20 protein-coding genes and 1 tRNA gene are annotated in these 20,487 nt (G+C 73.0%); 15 read left to right on the forward strand and 6 right to left on the reverse strand.

Going from position 1 to position 20,487, the window contains the following annotated elements; translation table 11 throughout:
• Window positions 1-19 precede the first annotated feature (19 nt).
• Window positions 20-1,213, reverse strand: coding sequence for a cytochrome P450 (locus VT52_RS24400; protein WP_167377737.1), 1,194 nt, complete (start codon window positions 1,211-1,213; stop codon window positions 20-22).
• Window positions 1,214-1,752: 539 nt separating this feature from the next.
• Here VT52_RS24400 and VT52_RS24405 point away from each other — a divergent pair.
• The 6 genes from VT52_RS24405 to VT52_RS24430 all read left to right on the forward strand — a co-directional run bounded on the left by VT52_RS24405 (window position 1,753) and on the right by VT52_RS24430 (window position 6,463).
• Window positions 1,753-2,772, forward strand: a complete 1,020-nt coding sequence (locus VT52_RS24405; RefSeq protein WP_071387647.1) for a sugar ABC transporter substrate-binding protein — start codon at window positions 1,753-1,755, stop codon at window positions 2,770-2,772.
• Entirely contained in the window at window positions 2,772-3,845 is a 1,074-nt protein-coding gene (locus VT52_RS24410; RefSeq protein WP_071387648.1) for an ABC transporter permease, read from the forward strand. Before VT52_RS24405 ends, VT52_RS24410 begins: the two co-directional genes overlap by 1 nt.
• 3 nt (window positions 3,846-3,848) lie before the next feature.
• Complete coding sequence (locus VT52_RS24415) at window positions 3,849-4,745, forward strand: ATP-binding cassette domain-containing protein (RefSeq protein WP_071387649.1); 897 nt, start codon at window positions 3,849-3,851, stop codon at window positions 4,743-4,745.
• A gap of 2 nt (window positions 4,746-4,747) precedes the next feature.
• Window positions 4,748-5,650 carry a sugar phosphate isomerase/epimerase family protein gene (locus tag VT52_RS24420; RefSeq protein WP_071387650.1) on the forward strand — a complete coding sequence of 301 codons (903 nt, stop codon included), beginning with the start codon at window positions 4,748-4,750 and terminating at the stop codon, window positions 5,648-5,650.
• A gap of 12 nt (window positions 5,651-5,662) precedes the next feature.
• Window positions 5,663-6,139 carry a nucleotidyltransferase domain-containing protein gene (locus VT52_RS24425; RefSeq protein ID WP_079175227.1) on the forward strand — a complete coding sequence of 159 codons (477 nt, stop codon included), beginning with the start codon at window positions 5,663-5,665 and terminating at the stop codon, window positions 6,137-6,139.
• 129 nt (window positions 6,140-6,268) lie between these two features.
• Window positions 6,269-6,463, forward strand: coding sequence for a hypothetical protein (locus tag VT52_RS24430; RefSeq protein WP_046429038.1), 195 nt, complete (start codon window positions 6,269-6,271; stop codon window positions 6,461-6,463).
• Window positions 6,464-6,486: 23 nt separating this feature from the next.
• Here VT52_RS24430 and VT52_RS24435 read toward each other — a convergent pair whose 3' ends face one another.
• The 3 genes from VT52_RS24435 to VT52_RS24445 form a co-directional block, all read right to left on the reverse strand.
• Window positions 6,487-7,491 carry a Gfo/Idh/MocA family protein gene (locus tag VT52_RS24435; RefSeq protein WP_071387651.1) on the reverse strand — a complete coding sequence of 335 codons (1,005 nt, stop codon included), beginning with the start codon at window positions 7,489-7,491 and terminating at the stop codon, window positions 6,487-6,489.
• A gap of 68 nt (window positions 7,492-7,559) precedes the next feature.
• On the reverse strand, window positions 7,560-8,708 hold the full coding sequence (locus tag VT52_RS24440; protein ID WP_276207968.1) for a Gfo/Idh/MocA family protein: 1,149 nt from the start codon (window positions 8,706-8,708) through the stop codon (window positions 7,560-7,562).
• Between the two features lie 118 nt (window positions 8,709-8,826).
• A complete protein-coding gene (locus VT52_RS24445) occupies window positions 8,827-9,171 on the reverse strand; it encodes a cupin domain-containing protein (protein WP_071387652.1) in 345 nt (114 codons plus the stop codon).
• A 131-nt stretch (window positions 9,172-9,302) separates the two neighbouring features.
• On the opposite strand from VT52_RS24445, the gene VT52_RS24450 reads away from it, so the two are divergent.
• The 9 genes from VT52_RS24450 (at window position 9,303) to VT52_RS24490 (ending at window position 18,465) form a co-directional block, all read left to right on the forward strand.
• On the forward strand, window positions 9,303-9,839 hold the full coding sequence (locus VT52_RS24450) for a hypothetical protein (RefSeq protein WP_046429224.1): 537 nt from the start codon (window positions 9,303-9,305) through the stop codon (window positions 9,837-9,839).
• Between the two features lie 85 nt (window positions 9,840-9,924).
• Window positions 9,925-9,998 (forward strand) — tRNA-Pro (locus tag VT52_RS24455).
• Window positions 9,999-10,370: 372 nt separating this feature from the next.
• Window positions 10,371-12,701 (forward strand): heavy metal translocating P-type ATPase, encoded by a 2,331-nt coding sequence (locus tag VT52_RS24460; protein WP_107481428.1) that lies wholly within the window; start codon window positions 10,371-10,373, stop codon window positions 12,699-12,701.
• A gap of 327 nt (window positions 12,702-13,028) precedes the next feature.
• Complete coding sequence (locus tag VT52_RS24465) at window positions 13,029-13,430, forward strand: cyclic nucleotide-binding domain-containing protein (protein ID WP_107481430.1); 402 nt, start codon at window positions 13,029-13,031, stop codon at window positions 13,428-13,430.
• 334 nt (window positions 13,431-13,764) lie between these two features.
• Window positions 13,765-14,943: a 4Fe-4S dicluster domain-containing protein gene (locus tag VT52_RS24470; RefSeq protein ID WP_046422953.1), complete on the forward strand. Its 1,179-nt coding sequence runs from the start codon at window positions 13,765-13,767 to the stop codon at window positions 14,941-14,943.
• Complete coding sequence (locus VT52_RS24475; protein WP_046422954.1) at window positions 14,940-15,758, forward strand: FAD/NAD(P)-binding protein; 819 nt, start codon at window positions 14,940-14,942, stop codon at window positions 15,756-15,758. The genes VT52_RS24470 and VT52_RS24475 overlap by 4 nt, the downstream gene beginning before the upstream one ends.
• A gap of 1 nt (window position 15,759) precedes the next feature.
• On the forward strand, window positions 15,760-16,611 hold the full coding sequence (locus VT52_RS24480; protein ID WP_046422956.1) for an NADH-quinone oxidoreductase subunit B family protein: 852 nt from the start codon (window positions 15,760-15,762) through the stop codon (window positions 16,609-16,611).
• Window positions 16,612-16,636: 25 nt separating this feature from the next.
• Complete coding sequence (locus VT52_RS24485) at window positions 16,637-17,989, forward strand: Ni/Fe hydrogenase subunit alpha (RefSeq protein WP_046422957.1); 1,353 nt, start codon at window positions 16,637-16,639, stop codon at window positions 17,987-17,989.
• The gene (locus VT52_RS24490; RefSeq protein WP_046422960.1) at window positions 17,986-18,465 is read left to right on the forward strand and encodes a hydrogenase maturation protease; all 480 of its coding nucleotides are present in this window, start codon (window positions 17,986-17,988) and stop codon (window positions 18,463-18,465) included. The genes VT52_RS24485 and VT52_RS24490 overlap by 4 nt, the downstream gene beginning before the upstream one ends.
• 44 nt (window positions 18,466-18,509) lie before the next feature.
• On the opposite strand, the gene VT52_RS24495 is transcribed toward VT52_RS24490, so the two are convergent.
• Together VT52_RS24495 and VT52_RS24500 are read right to left on the reverse strand one after the other, a co-directional pair.
• Window positions 18,510-19,001, reverse strand: a complete 492-nt coding sequence (locus tag VT52_RS24495) for a CBS domain-containing protein (RefSeq protein WP_053055558.1) — start codon at window positions 18,999-19,001, stop codon at window positions 18,510-18,512.
• 221 nt (window positions 19,002-19,222) lie between these two features.
• A complete protein-coding gene (locus tag VT52_RS24500; protein ID WP_167377738.1) occupies window positions 19,223-20,272 on the reverse strand; it encodes a 1-phosphofructokinase family hexose kinase in 1,050 nt (349 codons plus the stop codon).
• Window positions 20,273-20,487 lie beyond the last annotated feature (215 nt).

A 20,487-nucleotide genomic window follows, 5' to 3' on the forward strand; every position in this document is an offset into this window, starting at 1 on the left:
CCGGGGCCGGCGGGGCTGCTCAGCCTGAGGTGACGAGGGGCAGCCGGGTGAAGGCCCGCAGACTGACGCTGTCCCGGCGCACCGGGCGCCGGGCGTGGGCCAGTCGGGGGAAGCGCGCCAGCAACTGCCGTACCACGGCGGCGCCTTCGACGCGGGCCAGGGCCGCGCCCAGGCAGTAGTGGGCGCCCGCGCTGAAGCTGAGCACCCGGATGTCGGGCCGCAGCACGTCGAAGGCGTCGGGGTCCGGATGCCGGGCGGGGTCGCGGCCCGCGGCGGCGAGCACGGTGGTGATGTTGCCGCCCTGGGGGATCGCGACGCCGCCCACGGTCAGCGGGCGGGTGGCGATCCGCTCCGTCATCCGCACCGGCGTGTCCCAGCGCAGGGACTCCTCGACGCCGTTGGGCACCAGGGCGGGGTCCTCGCGCAGCAGCGCCAGCTGGCCGGGATGGCTGAGCAGGGCGTGCACGGTCAGGCCGAGCAGGCTGGTGGTCGTCTCGAAGCCGGCCACGAAGACCAGCAGCAGCATGTCCAGGAGCTCGCTCTCACCGAGTCTGCCGTCGTCGGTCTCGCACACCGCGAGCAGCGCGGAGACCAGGTCGTCGGCGGGCCGGCGGCGGCGCAGGGCGACCAGCCGGGCGAAGTACCCGCGCAGGGCGGTCACGGCCTCGTCGGCACGCTTCCAGTCCTCGTCGGTGCGCACCGGCTCCAGCAGCCTGCTGGCGTCCTGCCCGTAGTGGTGGAAGCGGTCCTGGTCCGCGCGCGGGACCCCGATCAGGTCGCCGACGACGGCCACCGGCAGCGGGTATCCCACCAGCTCCTGGAAGTCGGCCGCGCCGCCGTCGCGGGTGGCGTCCGCGAACCGGTCGAGGAGCTCCGCGGTGGTGTCCTCGATGCGCTCCGCGAGGACGGCGGCCCGGCGGGCGCTGAACCGGTCGGCGACCAGCCGCCGCAGCCGTACATGGTCGGTGCCGTTGGCGCGCAGCAGGGAGGAATAGAAGAACACGGCGGCCGGATGGTCCCGCCAGTCAGGCAACTCCGTTTCGCACCAGGTGAGATCGGGAGTGAGGCAGGACGGGTCGCTCAGGACCTGCTGGCAGTCGGCGAACCGGGTGAGGAAGTAGGTGTCGAGCTCCTCGTGGTAATAGACGGGGGCGATACGGCGCAGTTCGGCCAGGGCCGGATAAGGGTCTTCCTTCCCCTCGGCCGTGAACATCGACGAAAGCAGTGTTTCCGAATCCACCGTTGCGGCCTTTCCGGCCATCCGGTCCGGGAGCGGAGTGGCACGTCGCCAGTATGTCCCTCAGCTGGTCCGGCGGCCATGCCGGTTAATTCTGCGGCCAATTATGATCCACCTCTGGCCGGATCGCACGAGAGGTGCGAAATATGCGCCCTCTTCACCACCCCGGGGTGCAACCGGGTGGTGAAGAGGGCGAATTTGGAAGTCATATAAGCGGGCTTTGTGTGCGGATAACCTGGGGGCTGTGAACGGTGAATCGGGGCTTTGCCGTGTCCCCGGAGTTCACCCCTTGTTCGAGCCGAGCGTCAGCCCGTACGGCGAACTGCCGCTGGAGCGCGAGGCGGTCGCCGCCGTCCGGCGCCGTCCTCGTGCGTGGGCGATTTGTGCGGACATCCGGACCTGGCCGCGTGACTATGTCTGGACAAAGTATTGACAGTGGCTCCGGTGGGGACTTGTATCGCGTCCCGACGCAACAGCGCTCTTCCCGTCGCACGCACAGTGAGGTGCAAAGAACGATGGATCGCTCTTCTCGCTCGGGCTCGCGCACGTCGGTGCCGCTGGTGGCCGTGGTCGCCGCCGCGGCGCTCGCCCTCACGGGCTGCTCCAGCGGCCACGGCGGCAAGAAGGCCGAACAGGCCGAGGCGAACGCCGCCGCGGGCAAGGCGGACACCCCCCGGATGACCGTCGCCCTGGTCACGCACCAGGCGCCCGGCGACACCTTCTGGGACACCGTCCGCAAGGGTGCCGAGGCGGCCGCGGCCAAGGACAACATCAAACTCGTCTACTCGGCCGACCCGAACGCGGGAAACCAGGCGAACCTGGTGCAGAACGCGGTCGACCAGAAGGTCGACGGCATCGCGGTCACCCTGGCCAAGCCGGACGCCCTCAAGAGCGTGCTCGCCAGGGCGGAGCGGGCGCACATCCCGGTGGTGGGCCTGAACTCCGGACTGGCCGACTGGAAGCGGCTCGGCCTGCTGGAGTTCTTCGGGCAGGACGAGAGCGTGGCGGGGGAGGCGTTCGGCAGGAAGCTGAACACGGCCGGCGCCGAAAAGGTCGTCTGTGTCGTCCACGAGCAGGGAAACGTCGGTCTCACCCAGCGCTGCGACGGACTGAGGAAGACCTTCGAGGGCACCACCGAGACGCTGTACGTCAACGGCGCCGACATGCCCTCCGTGCGGGCGACCATCACGGCGAAGCTGAAGCAGGACACCTCGATCGACACGGTCGTCACCCTCGGTGCTCCGTTCGCCGCCACCGCCGTGCGGTCGGTGGACGATGCGGGTAGCAAGGCCAAGGTGGCCACCTTCGATCTGAACAAGGACCTCGTGACGGCCGTGCGCGACGGGAGCGTCGAGTTCGCCGTGGACCAGCAGCCGTACCTCCAGGGCTATCTGGCGGTCGACGCGCTCTGGCTCTACAAGTACAACGGGAACTACAGCGGCGGCGGGGTGGCGCCGGTGCTCACCGGGCCGGCCTTCGTCGACAGGTCCGACGTCGGCGAGGTGGCCGGGTTCGCCGCGAAGGGGACCCGTTGATGAGCGGGGGCGGCCGGACCGTCGGCGCACCGCCGGCGCCCGCACCCGGGGCCGGCCCGCGGGACGGCCGAACGACCCGGCGGCCGCCCGCGCTGCGGCTGCTGGCCCGGCCCGAGGTGGGCGTCTTCCTCGGCGCCGTCGCCGTCCTCGTCTTCTTCCTGATCGCCGCGCCCGCGGTCCGCCAGGGCGGCTCGATGGCCACCGTCCTCTACCAGTCCTCCACCATCGGCATCATGGCGCTGCCCGTGGCGCTGCTGATGATCGGTGGCGAGTTCGACCTGTCCTGCGGCGTCGCCGTCATCACCTCGGCCCTCACCGCGAGCATGCTCAGCTACCAGCTGACCCTGAACGTGTGGACCGGCGTGCTCGCCGCCCTGGCCGCCTCGCTCGCCGTCGGCGCCCTCAACGGCTGGATGGTGGTGCGCACCGGACTGCCCAGCTTCCTGGTCACCCTCGGCACCTTTCTCATCCTCCAGGGCGTGAACCTGGCCGTCACCAAGCTGGTCACCGGCAACGTCGCCACCGACGACGTCAGCGACATGGACGGCTTCGGCCAGGCGAAGAAGGTCTTCGCCTCCTCCTTCGACGTCGCCGGCGTCCAGGTGAGGATCACCGTGCTGTGGTGGCTGGTCTTCGCCGCCCTCGCCACCTGGGTGCTGCTGCGCACCAGGTACGGCAACTGGATCTTCGCCGTCGGCGGCGACCAGGACAGCGCCCGCGCGGTCGGTGTCCCGGTGCGGTTCACCAAGATCACCCTGTTCATGCTGGTCGGCCTCGGCGCCTGGTTCGTCGGCATGCACAACCTGTTCTCCTTCGACACCGTGCAGTCCGGCGAGGGCGTCGGCAACGAGCTGATCTACATCGCCGCGGCCGTCATCGGCGGCTGCCTGCTCACCGGCGGCTACGGCAGCGCGATCGGTTCCCTGTTCGGCGCCTTCATGTTCGGCATGGTCAACCAGGGCATCGTGTACGCGGGCTGGAACCCCGACTGGTTCAAGGCGTTCCTCGGCGTGATGCTGCTCGGCGCCGTCCTGATCAATCTGTGGGTACGGCGTACGGCGACCCGGAGGTAACCCATGAACCACGACGGAACGGGCATCCCCGGCGTCGCCCTCCCCGGCGCCCCCGCCCCGAAGGACACCCCCCTGGTCGAACTGCGCCGGGCGGGCAAGTCGTACGGCAACGTCCGCGCCCTGTACGGCGTCGACCTCGTCGTGCGGGCCGGCCGGGTGACCTGTGTGCTGGGCGACAACGGCGCCGGCAAGTCCACCCTCATCAAGATCATCTCCGGGCTGCACCGGCACACCGAGGGCGACTTCCTGGTCGACGGCCGCCCGGTGCGCTTCGGCACCCCGCGCGACGCCCTCGACCAGGGCATCGCCGCCGTCTACCAGGACCTCGCCACCGTCCCGCTGATGCCGGTGTGGCGCAACTTCTTCCTCGGCTCCGAGCTGACCCGGGGCCGCCGGCCGCTGCGCCGCCTGGACATCCCCCGCATGAAGGAGACCGCCGACCGGGAACTGCGCCGCATGGGCATCGTCCTGGACGACCTGGAGCAGCCCGTCGGCACCCTCTCCGGCGGCCAGCGCCAGTGCGTGGCCATCGCCCGCGCCGTCCACTTCGGCGCCCGCGTCCTCATCCTGGACGAACCCACCGCCGCGCTCGGCGTCAAACAGTCCGGCGTGGTGCTCAAGTACATCGCCGCCGCCCGCGAGCGCGGCCTCGGAGTCGTCTTCATCACCCACAACCCCCACCACGCCTACATGGTCGGCGACCACTTCAGCGTGCTGCGCCTCGGCACCCTGGAGCTGTCCGCCGAACGCTGCGACACCACTCTCGACCAGCTGACCGACCACATGGCCGGCGGCGCCGAACTCGCCACGCTCAAGCACGAGTTGTCGCAGGTGCACGGTGTGGACCTCGACGCGGTGCCCGAGGGCCTCGGCGACACCTTCCCCGAAGGGACCACCTGATCATGCCGCACGACCTCGACCGCATCCGGGTCGGCTCCGCCCCCGACTCCTGGGGCGTCTGGTTCCCCGACGACCCGCGGCAGGTGCCCTGGGAGCGCTTCCTGGACGAGGTCGCCGAGGCCGGTTACGCCTGGATCGAACTCGGCCCCTACGGCTACCTCCCCACCGACCCCGCCCGGCTCACCGAGGAGGTGGCCCGCCGCGGCCTCAAGGTCTCGGCGGGAACGGTCTTCACCGGCCTGCACCGCGGCCCCGGCGTCTGGGCGGACACCTGGGCCCACGTCTCCCGGGTCGCCTCGCTCACCCGGGCGACGGGCGCGCGGCACCTCGTGGTGATCCCGTCCTTCTGGCGCGACGACAGGACCGCCGAGATCCTGGAGCCCGCCGAGCTGACCACCGGGCAGTGGGGGCACCTCGCGCGGGGCATGGAGCGGCTGGGCCGCCAGGTGAAGGAGACGTACGGACTCGACATCGTCGTCCACCCGCACGCCGACACCCACATCGACACCGAGGCCCATGTCGAACGCTTCCTCGACGCGACCGACTCCGCCTCGGTCGGCCTCTGCCTGGACACCGGCCACTACGCCTACTGCGGCGGCGACAGCGTCAGGCTGATCGAGACGTACGGCGAGCGCATCGGCTATCTGCACCTCAAGCAGGTCGACCCGGTCGTTCTCGCCGAGGTCGTCGCGCGGGAACTGCCGTTCGGTCCCGCCGTGGCGCGCGGCGTGTTCAGCGAACCGCCGCACGGTGTACCGGAGTTGCGGCCGGTACTGGAGGCGGCGCAGAAGCTGGGTGTCGATCTCTTCGCCATCGTGGAACAGGACATGTACCCTTGCGCGCCGGACAAGCCGCTGCCGATCGCGGAGCGGACGCGAAGGTTTCTGCGGTCCTGCGGGGCATGAGGGGTGACAGACGTGGCCGGGACCGAGCGGCTGCCGGACCAGACCGGCGTCCCACCCGAACGCCTGCGCGAAGTGCAGGGGTTCCTCGACCGCCTCACCAAGTGGGCCGCGACCCGCGAGGACATCGTCGGCCTCCTCCTCGTCGGCTCCTACGCGCGCGGCGCCGCGCGCGTGGACTCCGACGTGGACGTCGTACTGCTGACGACCGATCCGGCGCCGTACCTCGCCGATGCCGCGGCCCCGTGGGCCGGCCGGGCCGGCGGACTCGGCCTCGGCGACCTGGTCCGCACCCGCGCCTGGGGCCCCGTCACCGAGCGGCGCTACACCCTGGCCCCGGGTCTGGAGGTCGAGTTCGGCATCGGCGGCCCGCGGTGGGCGCGGACCGATCCCGTCGACCCCGGCACCCGTCGTGTCGTCGCCGACGGCGCGCTCACGCTGTACGACCCCTCGCGCATCCTCGCCGGGCTGGTCCGGCACTGCCGGCCCTGACCCCACCGGGCCGGGCGGCGTTCCTGCGCAACCCTGACGGATTCAGGCCAGGCGCGGCCGGGAACCAACGGGAGGCACGCGGGCGTTGTGGAGATGAACGGGGGCGCCCGCGCAGACGGGAGGACAAGGATGACGGACCGTACGGAAATCCGGAAGACGGAGCAGGACACCGCCGAGGCGGCGGCCCGGCGCCGGGAGCGCTTCGGCACCCTGCCCGAGCGGATACGTCCCGAGGACACGGTCGAGACCAGCCCGGCGACCCTGCCGGACCCGGCCCGCGACCGGTACCACGCGGACGAGTGGCTGGTGCGGTACTGCGGCTGACGAAGGTCCCGGTACCGCGCCCGTCAGGCCTGCCGCACCTCCGCGACCGCCACCGGGCGGTGCTCGGCGCGGGAGAGCGTGCAGGCCTCGGCGATCCAGCCCGCCTCCAGGGCGTCCTCGACGGTGCACGGGGACGGCCTGGTGTCGGCCACCACCTCGGTGAAGGCGGTGAGTTCGGCCCGGTAGGCGTCGGCGAAGCGGTCCATGAAGAAGGTGTGCGGGGTGCCGGACGGGAAGACGGCCCCGGGCTCGGCCGAGCGCAGCGGCAACTGGTCGTCCAGGCCCACGGCGAGGGCGTCGGCGAAGCCGTGCAGCTCCATGCGGACGTCGTAACCCCGCCCGTTGTGGCGGGAGTTGGACACCATCGCGATCGTGCCGTCGTCCAGGGTGAGGACCGCGCCCGTGGTGTCGGCGTCGCCGGCCCGTGCGATGTGGCCGGCGCCCCGGTTGCCGCCGACCGCGTACACCTCGGCGACCTCGCGCCCCGTCACCCACCGGATGATGTCGAAGTCGTGCACCGAGCAGTCCCGGAAGATGCCACCGGAGGCGGCGACGTACGCGGCCGGAGGCGGCGCGGGATCCAGCGTCGTACAGCGCACGGTGTGCAGCGCCCCCAGTTCGCCCGAGCGTACGGCTGCCCGCGCGGCGGCGAAGCCCGCGTCGAAGCGGCGGTTGTAGCCGATCTGGATCGGCACCCCGCTGCCGCGCACACTGTCGCGCACCGCCACGCCCTCCGCCATGGTGCGGGCCACCGGCTTCTCGCAGAAGACCGGGACACCCGCCGCCACACCGGCCCGGATCAGCGCGGGATGGGCGTCCGTGGCCGCCGCCACGACCATGGCGTCCACCCCGGCGGCCAGCAGCGCCCCCGGCGACTTTGCGAGCCGTGCCCCGAACCGCTCGGCGGCGGCCTTCGCGGCCTCCGCGAACGGATCGGCGAACACGAGCGATTCGACCACGTCGAGCCCGGAGAGGGTCTCGGCGTGGAAGACGCCGATGCGGCCGAGGCCGAGGATTCCGATACGCATGACCGTTGCCGCTCCTGAGGGGTTCGTACGAAAGGGGACGGGACGCCGGGAGGTGCCGTACGGCCCGCCTACACATCGACCCAGTTGCCGGTGGCGGCGGACTCGGCCATCGCGTCCAGGACGACCGCGCCGCGCACCGCGTCCGTGAGCGTCGCGCCGTACGGCGTGCCTTCTGCGATCGAGCGCAGGAACCGGTGTGCCTCGATGACCTTCAGGTCGTCGTAGCCCATCGCGTTGGCCGCGCCCGGCTGGAACGCGGCGAACTCCCCGTCGCCCGGTCCGGCGTACACCGTGCTCACCGGCTGGTCCCGGAAGGCGGTGCCCCGGCTGACCGCCAGTTCGTTCATCCGCCGGAAGTCCCAGATCACCGCGCCGGCGGTGCCGTGCACCTCGAAGCCGTAGGCGTTCTGCTCGCCGACCGAGACCCGGCAGGCCTCCAGGACACCCCGCGCGCCGCAGGCGAAGCGCAGCAGGCAGCCGACGTAGTCCTCGTTCTCCACGGGTCCGCGCTCGCCGCCGTCGGTGAGGGTGTGACCGGCGGTGGCGCCGGCCGGGCGGGCGCGCTCGGGAACGAAGACCGTGGTGTCGGCGATCAGCGCGGTGATGTCGCCGAGCAGGAAACGGGCCAGGTCGGCGCCGTGCGACGCGAGGTCGCCGAGCACCCCGCTGCCGCCGCGTTCCCGCTCGTAGCGCCAGGTCAGCGCGGAGTCGGGATGGGCGGCGTAGTCGCTGAACAGCCGGATGCGCACATGGGTGACGGCACCGATCTCGCCCGCCGCGATCAGATCCCGGGCGGTCTCCACGGCCGGCGCGTTTCGGTAGTTGAAACCGACCGTGCCCTGCACACCGGCCCGTGCGGCGGCGTCCGCGACCGCGCGGGCGTCCCCGGCGGACAGCCCCACCGGCTTCTCGATCCACAGGTGCTTGCCGGCCTCGGCCATCGCCACCCCGATCCGGCGGTGCAGGAAGTTCGGCGCGGTGACGCTGACCGCCCGCACCCGGGCGTCGGCGGCCACCTCCCGCCAGTCGCGGGTCGCGGTGGCGAAGCCGAACTGCCCGGCGGCCTCCTCGGCCCGGCCCGGCACCTCGTCGGCGACCGCGATCAGCCGCGGCCGCAGCGGAAGCCGGGGGTAGTGATGGGGGAGACGGGCGTACGCCCGGGTGTGCACCCGGCCCATCCAGCCGAACCCGACGACGGCGACACCCAGTTCCTCCACCCTGCCCGCCTCTCCGCGTCAGCGCCGCGGAGCCGGCCCATCACCCCGCCCGGCCACCTTTGTCCTGACATGGCGGTGCTGTCAACGCCCCGAACGGGCCGGATGCCGGAATCGCCCCCTATAGATTGATGGCGTACGCCTTGCGGAGCGTCTCGTGCACGGTCCAGGTCGTACGGTCACCCGCGCGCAGCACCGCCATGTCACCCGGTCCGACCCGCAGCGTCGGGCCGTCCTCGAAGTCGATCGTGGCGGAGCCGCTGATCACGACGAACAGCTCGTCCGCCTCGGTGTCGGTGACCACGCCCGGGGTGATCTGCCAGATCCCGCGGATCTGGCGGCCGTCCGCCGACTCCCAGACCACCTTCCCGGTGACCTCGGGGTTCCCGGAGACGATCTGCCCGGGATCGAGGGGGTCGGGTTCGAGGTCGGCGTCGGGGATGTGGAGCGCGAAGCTGTGCGTCATGGGCCCGACCCTAACGGGGCCCGTGCCCCGGCCGCCGTGGACAGAGTGTGGGGCATCGGACCTGGTCGGAGGACACTTCGTCGGGCCGCGCTGACTGGCGGGGGCGCGGGGCGGGGGTGATCGTGGAAGACATGGCCGACTCGACCGCGGCGGACGCCCACGGGCATGTGGACGACGGGTCGCGCCCCGGCGGGCACAGCACCCGCGAGGCGCTCCTCTTCGGCGGGGTGTACGGCGCCGTCCTCGCCAGCTCGATGGTCGCCGCCCTCACCCGCTACGGCGCCAGCACGCCCGCGACCCGCCGCTACGACGCCCTCTGGCTGCTGGTGACCTCCCTCGCCTCCGCGCTGGCCCACGGCTACGCCCACTACATCGCCGAGCGCGCCCCGCACCGCCGCTGGGACGGCCTGCGCGCCCTGCGCAACGAGTGGCCGCTGGTGGTGGCCGTACTGCCGACGGTCTTCCTGCTCGCGGGCGCGGGCTGGGGATGGTGGCCGGCCAAGGGCGTCGAATACCCCGCCTTCACCCTGAACATCCTGATCCTCTTCACCCTGGGCCTGACCACCGCCCGCCGGGCGGCCCGCCCCTGGCCCGCCGCCGTCCTCATGGGCCTCGGCGACGCCCTCCTCGGCCTGGTCGTGGTCGTCGCCAACGCCCTCATCAAGTGACCCCGCCCGCGATGTCGCGGGGCACCCGCGCGCATACGGTAGTGTTGACGTGCGTGATCACGCGAGACAGTGCGTGAGGCCGCAACGGGACGTGGCGCAGCTTGGTAGCGCACTTGACTGGGGGTCAAGGGGTCGCAGGTTCAAATCCTGTCGTCCCGACTTGAGAGAGTCGCAGTTCAGGGTCGGTTTCGGGAGCATCCGAAACCGGCCCTTGATCTTTTCCGGGGCCCGCCTGGGACCGGCGGCCTCGACCGGCGTCAGCGAGTGACCACGACCGGACTCGGCAGGTGCGTGGTGCGCGTCCCACGCTCGAGCGGGCCGAGAGCGCCGCGTCGGCGGTCGTGATCTTGCGCCCACGCCCGCCAAGCCGTAGCCGCCCGCCCCCGCCTTGCCCTCCACACCGACCGGCACCGTCTGTATGGCCCTGAACCAGGGCCGGAGGTCCTCTCTCGCCGACACCCGGTGGCGCGATGTGCTGGAGGAGGGACGATCGGGGGGGACGACCGCCGCGCCGGAGGACCGAGGTACGTCATGACCCACCGCACGTTCACCGCCCAGCTGCGCCGCCTGACCTCGGCGGTCGTCTCGTCACGGCTCGAACCCGCTCTCCTGGCCGTCACCGCGGCGGCCCTGACCGCCGGCGGCGTCGCCTGGCTCACGGGGGCCGGCGACATCGCCGACCTCCTGTGGGGCCTGGGCACCCTGGCCGCCGTGCTCCCCGCGGTGGGATGGGTGGTCTCCGCACTGCGGCATGGACGCGCGGGCGTGGATCTCATCGCGGTCCTCGCGCTGGGCGGCACCCTGGCCGTGCACGAGTACCTGGCCGGCGCGCTGATCGCCCTGATGCTCGCGACCGGGCGCACCTTGGAAGCGGCGGCCCAGCGACGTGCCTCCCACGACCTGCGGGCCCTGCTGGAACACGCGCCGCGCTTCGCGCGACGCCGCACCGACGCCGGGGTGACCACGGTACCGCTCGGCGACGTCGCCGTCGGTGACCTGCTCGTCGTCGGCCCCGGCGAGGTCGTCCCCGTCGACGGCAGGGTGGAAAGCCCCGCCGCGGCTCTCGACGAGTCGGTGCTCACCGGGGAGTCCCTCCAGGTCGAGCGTGCTCGCGACGAGCTGGTACGCAGCGGCGTGGTCAACGCCGGAGGCGCCTTCGAACTGCGCGCCACCGCCACCGAGCAGGACAGCACCTACGCCGGGATCGTGCGGCTGGCGCAGCAGGCCGGCGCCGAGTCCGCGCCCGTCGTACGGCTGGCCGACAGGTACGCGGCGTGGTTCCTGCCGCTCTCGCTCGTGGTGGCGGGACTGGCCTGGCTGATCAGCGGTTCCGCCGTGCGCGCGGTCGCCGTGCTGGTGGTCGCCACGCCCTGTCCGCTGCTGCTGGCCGCTCCGGTCGCCATCGTCTCCGGCCTCTCCCGCGCCTCCCGCCTCGGTGTCGTCATCCGCGACGGTGGCGGGCTGGAGAATCTTGGCCGCGCACGTACGCTCCTGCTGGACAAGACCGGCACCCTCACCCGCGGTCGCCCTCGCGTCCTCGACGTGATCGCCGCGCCCGACATCAAGCCGGCGGAGGTCCTGCGTCTGGCGGCCTCGCTCGACCAGTACTCGCCGCACGTCCTCGCCCAGGCGATAGTCGACACCGCCCGGGAACGCGGACTGACGCTCTCGGATCCGGCGGACGTCACCGAGGAGCCGGGCCGGGGCGCCACCGGGACCGTGGACGGGCACCAGATCTCGATCGGCCGTACAGGGGCTGCGACCGCCAGGCCGGACTGGGCGAAGGCGGCCGACACCCGCGCGCTGCTGGACGGCGCGGCCGTCGCCTGGCTCACCGTCGACGGACACCTGACCGGCGCCCTGCTCCTGCGTGACCCTCTGCGCCACGACGCCCCACGCACCCTGCGCCACCTGCGCGCGGCAGGCATCGAACGGCTGCTGATGGTCACCGGAGACCGCGCCGCACCGGCCCACGAGGTCGCCGCCGTCCTCGGCCTGGACGACGTCCGCGCCGAACTCACACCAGCTGACAAGGTCGCCGCCGTCCGCGCCGAACGCGAGCACGCCGTCACCGTGATGGTCGGCGACGGTGTCAACGACGCCCCCGCCCTCGCCGCCGCCGACATCGGCGTCGCCATGGGCGCCCGCGGCTCCACCGCCTCCTCCGAAGCCGCCGACGTCGTCCTGACCACCGACCGTGTCGACCGCCTCGCCGACGCCGTCACCATCGCCCAGCGGGCCCGGCGCATCGCCGTCCAGAGCGCATTCGGCGGGATGCTGATGTCCCTGGCCGCCATGGCCGCGGCCGCCTTCGGCTTTCTCCCGCCCGCCGCCGGCGCCCTGCTCCAGGAGGGCATCGACATCGCCGTGATCCTCAACGCCCTGCGCGCACTGCGCGTCGACCAGGCCGCGCGGCCCGCCCTCACACCGGTCGCCGAAGCCCTCATCCACCGCTTCGCCGCCGAACACGACGACCTCCAGGACGTCCTGGAAGCAGTACGCGACGCTGCCGACCGCCTCTCCGACAGCTCCGGCCCGACGGCTCTGGCGGCCGTGGAGGAGACACACCGGCTGCTGAGCGAGCGGCTGCTGCCGCACGAGTACGCCGAGGAACACGAGCTCTACCCCGCCCTCGCCCCGACGCTCGGCGGTCCCGAGGCCACCGCCACCATGAGCCGCGCCCACACCGAGATCGAACGCCTCTCCCGCCGGATCGCCATCCACCTGCGACTGGCCCACGAGGGTGCGGGCCTCTCCCCGGAGCAACTCGACGACCTGCGCTCCTGCCTCTACGGCCTGAACACCGTCCTGCGCCTGCACTTCACCCAGGAGGAGGAGAACTACTTCTCCCTCGCGCCGTGAACGATGGCAGGAGAGCGCCCGCCGGGCGGGACACACGGTTCGGTGCCGGTCCGCCTACGAACGATATCTGACGTCCTGTCAGTATATTGCGGGCAGGCCGCGCACCGTGCGGGCCCGTGCCGTGGCTCAAGGGGCTTCGGGCCGGAGGCCGGACCCGAGAGGAGCGAGGATGAGCGACCCCTCGCGAGGCCGTACGGGGGACCGGCGCGTCCACGCGCCACCCCGTGGAGCCAGGCGGAAGCGGGCTCCGCGGTGATCGCCCGCGCGCACCCCGAGCCTTCGCCCGGTCTCCTCGCGGCCCTGTCGCCGGAGCACCGGGAGCGGCTCATGCGTCTCGCGCGCGAGGCCGAATACCCTGGTGCCACCCGGGTGTTCGAGGAGGGCGGGGTGGCCGACCGCTTCTGGATCATCCGCACCGGTACGGTCGCCCTCGACATCCACGTTCCCGGACGCGGCCCCGCCGTGGTGGAGACGGTCGGCGCGGGCATGCTCCTCGGCTGGTCCTGGTTGTGCCCACCACGGCAGTGGCATCTCGGAGCGGAGACGAGGGACCCGGTGACGGCGTGGGAGTTCGACGCCGCCGCGGTCGGCGAACTGTGCGCCGCGCATCCGGACCTCGGCCTCGCACTGGTCACCCTGGTCGCCGAGACGATCGGGCACCGTCTGCGCGCGACCCGGACACGTCTCCTCGATCTGTACGGACCGGGGGAGACGGGGCCGGGGCCGTGACCCCCGTCCCCCACGGTGACGGTGAGCGGACGGTGAGCGGACCGTCCGCGACGCCGCACGGCCCGGCGCGGCACGGCGGGAGTCCGCCGCACGGGTGGCCTGACGCGTCGGTGCGGATCCGGCCGTCCCGCGCCGCCGTGCCGCCCTGCGACGGCACGGCGGCACGGCCGGCGCGTAGCCCCGGCGGAACCCGCCGTCGCGGCCCGCGAGGGTCGCGGGAGGTCCGGCACCGCCCGCGTGCGCGCCCGCACGGCCGTCTCGGCGCGACGTCGTACCGGAAATCCTGCGATGGTGGGCTCGGGGGACGGCGGCGCTGCGCTGAAGGAGGCCGGTCATGAGGGCCGACGCCGATGTGGACGCCTCCCGGCCGTCCGGGCCCGACGGGCTCGTCATGGGCAAGGACGGTCTGGCGGCGCTCGTGGACGTGCTGATCCGGCGCGGATTCACGCCCGTGGGACCCACCGTGCGGGAAGGCGCGATCGTGCTCGCGGAACTGGGCTCCGCCGACGAGCTGCCCTACGGATGGGGGGTGGAACTGGAGGCGGGCCGGTACCGGCTGCGGGAACGCGCGGACGGCGCGGCCTTCGCCCACGCGGCGGGCCCCCAGTCCTGGAAGCCCTTCCTGCACCCGCCGCGGGTGCGCGAGTGGACCGCCGACCGGGTGGCGGGCGAGCTGGTCGTCACGGCCGAGCGGGTCGCGCCGCCCCGGTACGCCTTCCTGGGGGTGCGCCCCTGCGACCTGCGGGCCATCGCGGTCCAGGACCGGGTACTGACCGGCGGCGCGTACCGCGATCCCGGCTACGCCGGACGGCGCTCCGGCGCCCTGCTGATCGTGGTCGAGTGCACCGAGCCCGGAGCCACCTGCTTCTGCGTCTCGATGGGCACCGGACCCGCGACGGGCCCTGGGTACGACCTGGTGATGACCGAGGTGGTCGATGCGGACCGCCACCGGTTCTGGGTCCGCTCCGGAAGCCGGGAAGGCGCGGAGATCCTGGCCGAACTGCCCGCTCGTCCAGCCGACCCGGAAACCCGGCGGACGGCCCGCGCGGGCGTCGCCGCCGCCGCGGACCGCATGGGCCGGTCCATGCCCGAGACCGACCTGCGGGAACTGATGGCCCGGACGCTCGACGCGCCCCGCTGGGACGACGTCGCCGGGCGCTGCCTGACCTGCGGCAACTGCACCATGGTCTGCCCCACCTGCTTCTGCACCACCACCGAGGACGTCACCGACCTCACCGGCGATCACGCGGAGCGCTGGAGCCTGTGGGACTCCTGCTTCGACCTGGACTTCTCCAACCTCCACGGTGGCCCGGTCCGTGCCTCCGCGCGCAGCCGCTACCGGCAGTGGCTGACCCACAAACTCGGCACCTGGTACGACCAGTTCGGATCGTCCGGCTGCGTGGGATGCGGACGCTGCATCGTGTGGTGCCCCGTGGGCATCGACATCACCGAGGAGGCGGCCGCCCTGCACGACTGGACGCGGTCCGGGCAGCCGACGCCGGAGCCGTCATGAGCACCGTGGCGCCCCCGCTGCCGTACCACGTCGCCGGCACCTGGGAGGAGACCGACGACACCCGGTCGATCGAGCTGGTACCGGCCGGAGCGGAACTCCCGCCCTTCGCACCCGGGCAGTTCGCCATGATCTACGCGTTCGGAGTGGGCGAGGTCCCCATCTCGGTCAGTTCCCTGCGCGGCGCCCACGGAGGGCTCGTGTACACGGTCCGCGCGGTGGGAGCCGTCTCGTCCGCGCTGCACCGGCTGCGCCCCGGTGACACCGTCGGGCTCAGGGGGCCGTACGGCACCGGCTGGGACCTCGACGCGGCGGCCGGCCACGACGTACTGGTCGTCGCCGGCGGCATCGGGCTGGCTCCGCTGCGACCGGTGATCCAGGAAGTACTGGGGCGACCGGATGCGTACGGCCGGCTCGCGGTCCTGGCCGGCGCCCGTACCCCGGCCGACCTGATCTACCGGGACCAGTTCGCCGGCTGGGGCGAATCGGCGTGGGTGGCGGTGACCGTCGACCGGTCCGGTCCGCGCTGGCGGGGCGCGGTGGGTGTGGTCACCGCCCTCCTGGACGACCTCGATCCGCACCCCGGACGCACCCATGCCCTGGTGTGCGGACCCGAGGTGATGATGCGCCACACCGCCCGCGATCTCGTGGCGCGTGGGCTGGCCCCGCACCGCGTACAGGTGTCCCTGGAGCGGAACATGCGCTGTGGCACCGGCCACTGCGGGCACTGCCAGCTCGGCCCGCTCCTGCTGTGCCGTGACGGGCCGGTGGTCGGCTACGACCGCGCGGCACGGCTGCTTCTGGTGAGGGAGATGTGACATGGCCACCCGCCCCGGACCGCCCACCGACCCACGGCCGACGCTCGCGGTGTGGAAGTTCGCCTCCTGCGACGGCTGCCAGCTGACCCTCCTGGACTGCGAGGACGAACTCCTCGGCCTCACCGAACGGGTGCGGATCGACCACTTCCTGGAGATGACCCCGGTCGAGGGAGCCGGCCGGGAGCGCGCCCGGCTCCAGGGGCGGGGACCGTACGACCTCTCCCTGGTCGAAGGGTCGATCACCACCGCCGAGGACATCGGGCGGATCCGGCACATCCGCCGCATGTCCCGGTATCTGGTGACCATCGGGGCCTGCGCCACCGCGGGCGGCATCCAGGCACTGCGCAACTTCGCCGACGTCGAGGATTTTCTCGCCGCGGTCTACGCGCAGCCGCGGTACATCGCCACGCTGAGCACCTCCACGCCGATCTCCGCCCACGTACCGGTCGACTTCGAACTGCGCGGCTGCCCCATCGACCGTCGCCAGCTCATCGAAGTCGTCACCGCGTACCTGGCCGGACGCGCGCCCCGGATCTCCGGCCAGAGCGTCTGCTTCGAGTGCAAGAGACGCGGTACCACCTGCGTCACCGTCGCCCACGGCACCCCCTGTCTGGGCCCGGTGACCCACGCCGGGTGCGGCGCCCTCTGCCCCGTCTACGGACGCGGCTGCTACGGCTGCTTCGGACCCTCGGACCAGCCCGACCTGCCCTCGATGGTCGCTCAGCTGCGGCGCGACGGGATGAGCGAGCGTGACATCCAGCGTGTCTTCCGCACCTTCAACGCCGCGTCACCGGAGTATGCACCCGTACCCGACCTCGCGGCCGAGGATCGGCGAGGTCCTCCTCCGGCCTGACGGACCCCCGGCCGGAAAGGCTCGCATGAACCGTCGTGGCACCCGCGTCCTGCGGCTGGACGCGCTGGCCAGGGTGGAGGGCGAGGCCGCCCTCCACCTGAGCGTCGAGGGGGACCGGGTCACCGGGACGCGGCTGCGCATCTACGAACCGCCGCGCTTCTTCGAGGCACTGCTGGCCGGCCGGGGCCACACCGAGCCTCCCGACATCACCGCTCGCATCTGCGGCATCTGCCCGGTCGCCTACCAGATGAGCGCCTGCCGGGCGATCGAGGACGCCTGCGGTGTCCAGGTGGACGGGCCCCTCGCGGAACTGCGCCGCCTGCTGTACTGCGGGGAGTGGATCGAGAGCCACACCCTGCACATCTACCTGCTGCACGCCCCGGACTTCCTCGGGTGCGCCGACGTCGTGGAGCTGGCCCGCGGCCGGCGTGCCGCGGTCGAGCGCGGCCTGCGCCTCAAACAGACCGGCAACGCGATCCTCGAACAGCTCGGCGGCCGTCCCGTCCATCCGGTCAACGTCCGGACCGGCGGCTTCTACCGGACCCCGCGGCCGGACGAACTCCGGCCGCTGGCGGAGCGGCTGCGGCAGGCCCGGGACGACGCGCTGGAAACCGTCCGCTGGGTGGCGGCGTTCGAGTTCCCCGACGGGATGTGCGACCACGACCTCCTCGCCCTGCGTGACCCCGGCCGCTACGCCATCGACTCAGGAACCCCGGCGGTCATGACCGTCCCCGGCGACGGCCACGGCCCGGCGCTGCGCCGGTTCCCCCTCCCCGACTTCGAACGGCACGTCGTGGAAGGGCAGGTGCCCCACTCCACCGCCCTCACGGCCACGCTCGACGGCCGCCGTCACCTCACCGGCCCGCTGGCCCGCTACGCGGTCAACGGCCGCTGGTTGCACCCCGTGGCCGCCGAGGCGGCGCGGGCGGCCGGCCTGGGCGACCCGGCCGCCGGCGCCCGCTGCGACAACCCCTTCCGCAGCATCGTCGTACGGGCCGTCGAGGTGGTACAGGCCGTCGAGGAGGGCCTGCGGATCATCGACGGATACGAACGCCCCGGCCGGCCGGCCGTCGAGGTCCCGCCACGCGAGGGCGCCGGTTTCGGGGCCACCGAGGCACCCCGGGGCCTGCTGTACCACCGCTACGCGCTCGCCGAGGACGGCACCGTCACCGAGGCCCGCATCGTCGCGCCCACGGCGCAGAACCAGACGGCCATCGAGGAGGACGTGCGCAGGACCGTGCAGTCGCGCCTGGACCGGGCCGGGCCCGCCCCCGACGACGAGGAGCTCACCGGGCTGTGCGAACGGGCCGTCCGCAACCACGATCCCTGCATCTCCTGCGCCGCCCATTTCCTCGATGTGACCGTGGAACGCACATGAGCGGCCGGGTCGTGGTGATCGGTGTGGGCAACCCCCTGCGCGGCGACGACGGAGTCGGTCCCGCGGCGGTGGACGCCCTGCGAGGCCGTGTTCCCGACGGAACCGTCCTCGCGGTCAGTGACGGTGAACTCGCGCGCGTACTCGAACTGTGGCGCGGCGCGGACACGGCGGTCGTCGTGGAAGCCCTCCGGGCCAGGCCGGGCAGGCCGGGGGAGCTGCACACGCTCACGGCGGCGGAGGCGGCGTCCCGACCCGCGGGGACGGCGAGTACGCACGCCTTCGGACTGGGGGAGTGCCTCGCCCTCGCAGAAGCCCTGGACCTGCTGCCGCCGAGGCTCGTGGTGCACGTCATGGAGGTCGCCGACACCCGACTCGGCGCACCCATGAGCGAAGCGGTGCGAACCGCCCTGCCCGAGCTGATCGGCCGGGTCGCCGCGTCCGTGCGACGCGCTCACGAGCGGGACCACGCGCGGTAGGGGACCGGGCGGCGGAGGCGCGCCCCACGCTGCCGCCAGAGGGGTCAGGGGATGACGATCCCGTGGTCCCTCGCGCGGTGGGGCGGCAGCCCGGACAGGGCGGATCGTGCGGGACCCTCGGCGGGCGGTTTGGTCCGGCCGGGCATACCGGCGGCGAAGGCGACGTAGGCCCGCGCGGTGAGCAGGCCGACCAGTCGTCCGTGCCGGTCGGTGACGGGCAGGGCGTCGAGGTGTTCGGTCGTCATGACGGCCGCGGCCCGTGCGACGGAGTCCTCCGGCTGGACGGTCGCCGTCCGGCGCTCGTGGACGAGCTCGCACACCCTGCGCCGGGACAGCTCCGAGGCCGGGCCGGCGCAGACGACGGCGAGTTCCGCACGCTCCAGGAGCCCGGCGCAACAACCGTTCTGGCGCACCACGGGCAGATGGCGCTGCTCGGATCTCTCCATGACCTCCCAGGCGATCAGCACGCTCTCGTCCTCGTTGATCGAGTACGGTGCGGCGTCCATCAGGCTGCGCACCGCGGGTCGCTCTTCCACCGCTGCCTCCCTGTACCGGGCGCCCCGGCCGACCTGACCGTGTACGGCCGCGGCGCCGCCGAAGCTCGCCGTGCTCTTCCACGTTCCCCGGCCGGGCGCGCCCTGCCATGGGCCGGACGGGGTCCACCCAGGGCCGGTCGCCGGGCCCGCGCCCCCTTCGGAAGGGCCCGGAACGGGTCCCGGAGCACTTCCGCGGCCCGTCGCTCCCGCCGCTGGACTCCTCAGTCCCGATCCGTCCGCGCGCCTTCCTGGAACCTGGTCCTCACCTCGGGCCGGAGAGCCTGCGCCACCGACCTGTCGAAGGGCTCCGTACTGGGGGTGAGCATCGACGCGGCAGCCGTGGCCACTCCCAGCGCGCAGGCGCTGACGGGGTCGTCGCCGCAGGCCAGCCGTACGACGAGGGCGGCCACCATGCTGTCCCCCGCCCCGGCGTCGCTCAGTGGTTCGCCGGGCAGCGGTGGCGCGTACAACTCCGTATGCCCCTGGCCGGTCGAGCACAGCGCGCCCAGTCCGCCGAGGGCGGTGACGGCGATCTCGGTGGGCCCGGCGGCGAGGACGCGCTCGTTGACGGCCCGCGCGTCGTCGAAGTCGCGGACCTCCCGGCCCAGCAGGCCGACGGCCTCCTTCCGGTTGCACCTGAGCAGGAACACACCCTCCGCGAGCGCTCCGCGCAGCGCCGGCCCCGAAGTGTCCAGGACCAGCCGCGATCCGGCTTCCTTCACCCGGCGGGCGACGGCCGCGTAGAAATCCCCGGGCAGCCCCGCGGGCAGACTGCCACTGGCCACGACGTAGCTGAATCCGCCGGCGGCCCGCCCCAGCACGTCGAGGCACCGTCGGCCCTCCTGCGCCAGGAGCCGCGGTCCGGGCGGCACGACGTGGTAGCTGCGACGCGACCCGGCCTCGAACAGCACGAGCGCCTCACGGGTCTCGCCGTCGATCCCGACGGCGACGTGGTCGACACCCTCCTCGTCCAGCAGCCGGTCCAGGCGCCGGCCGACCTCGCCTCCGGCGGTGTGCACGGCGGTGGCCCGCCCTCCGAACCGCAGCACGTCACGGGCGACGTTGATCCCTCCGCCCCCGGCGCTCACCGACCTGACCCGGGCACGGTTCTTCCCGACGCCCACCAGGTGCTCGACCTCCCAGCACAGATCCACGGCGGGGTTCATCGTCAGAGTGAGGATCGACGGCCCCTCGGCACGCCGCGGGTCCCTCGTACCGCCGGTGCCGCCGGCCGCGGCGCGGGACGGCGGTTCGCCCGTACTCCTTGGCACGCCTTCCATGCTGGAACAGTCCGCCGTCGGCCGCATGCCGGTGGACGCGCCGCTCGCCCGCCCGGCCCCCCGGCACGCGCGGGGCCGGGCGGGCTGCCGCCCCGGTCAGTCCTCGCTGGGGGTGGTGGGGAGTTCGGCCTGGATGAGGTCCATGACGCTGGAGTCGGTGAGGGTGGTGACGTCTCCGAGTCGGCGGTTCTCGGCGACGTCGCGCA

It is taken from the genome of Streptomyces malaysiense (assembly GCF_000980885.2).
GTDB lineage: Bacteria > Actinomycetota > Actinomycetes > Streptomycetales > Streptomycetaceae > Streptomyces > Streptomyces malaysiense.

What these genes read in the sequence shown, in the direction of transcription:
- VT52_RS24400 (WP_167377737.1), bottom strand. Translation starts at nt 1,213, where the DNA reads ATGTTCACGGCCGAGGGGAAGGAAGACCCTTATCCGGCCCTGGCCGAA.
- VT52_RS24490 (WP_046422960.1), top strand. Translation starts at nt 17,986, where the DNA reads ATGAGCGGCCGGGTCGTGGTGATCGGTGTGGGCAACCCCCTGCGCGGC.
- VT52_RS24420 (WP_071387650.1), top strand. Translation starts at nt 4,748, where the DNA reads ATGCCGCACGACCTCGACCGCATCCGGGTCGGCTCCGCCCCCGACTCC.
- VT52_RS24475 (WP_046422954.1), top strand. Translation starts at nt 14,940, where the DNA reads ATGAGCACCGTGGCGCCCCCGCTGCCGTACCACGTCGCCGGCACCTGG.
- VT52_RS24415 (WP_071387649.1), top strand. Translation starts at nt 3,849, where the DNA reads ATGAACCACGACGGAACGGGCATCCCCGGCGTCGCCCTCCCCGGCGCC.
- VT52_RS24480 (WP_046422956.1), top strand. Translation starts at nt 15,760, where the DNA reads ATGGCCACCCGCCCCGGACCGCCCACCGACCCACGGCCGACGCTCGCG.
- VT52_RS24435 (WP_071387651.1), bottom strand. Translation starts at nt 7,491, where the DNA reads ATGCGTATCGGAATCCTCGGCCTCGGCCGCATCGGCGTCTTCCACGCC.
- VT52_RS24485 (WP_046422957.1), top strand. Translation starts at nt 16,637, where the DNA reads ATGAACCGTCGTGGCACCCGCGTCCTGCGGCTGGACGCGCTGGCCAGG.
- VT52_RS24405 (WP_071387647.1), top strand. Translation starts at nt 1,753, where the DNA reads ATGGATCGCTCTTCTCGCTCGGGCTCGCGCACGTCGGTGCCGCTGGTG.
- VT52_RS24450 (WP_046429224.1), top strand. Translation starts at nt 9,303, where the DNA reads ATGGCCGACTCGACCGCGGCGGACGCCCACGGGCATGTGGACGACGGG.
- VT52_RS24460 (WP_107481428.1), top strand. Translation starts at nt 10,371, where the DNA reads ATGACCCACCGCACGTTCACCGCCCAGCTGCGCCGCCTGACCTCGGCG.
- VT52_RS24430 (WP_046429038.1), top strand. Translation starts at nt 6,269, where the DNA reads ATGACGGACCGTACGGAAATCCGGAAGACGGAGCAGGACACCGCCGAG.
- VT52_RS24470 (WP_046422953.1), top strand. Translation starts at nt 13,765, where the DNA reads ATGAGGGCCGACGCCGATGTGGACGCCTCCCGGCCGTCCGGGCCCGAC.
- VT52_RS24465 (WP_107481430.1), top strand. Translation starts at nt 13,029, where the DNA reads ATGCGTCTCGCGCGCGAGGCCGAATACCCTGGTGCCACCCGGGTGTTC.
- VT52_RS24445 (WP_071387652.1), bottom strand. Translation starts at nt 9,171, where the DNA reads ATGACGCACAGCTTCGCGCTCCACATCCCCGACGCCGACCTCGAACCC.
- VT52_RS24410 (WP_071387648.1), top strand. Translation starts at nt 2,772, where the DNA reads ATGAGCGGGGGCGGCCGGACCGTCGGCGCACCGCCGGCGCCCGCACCC.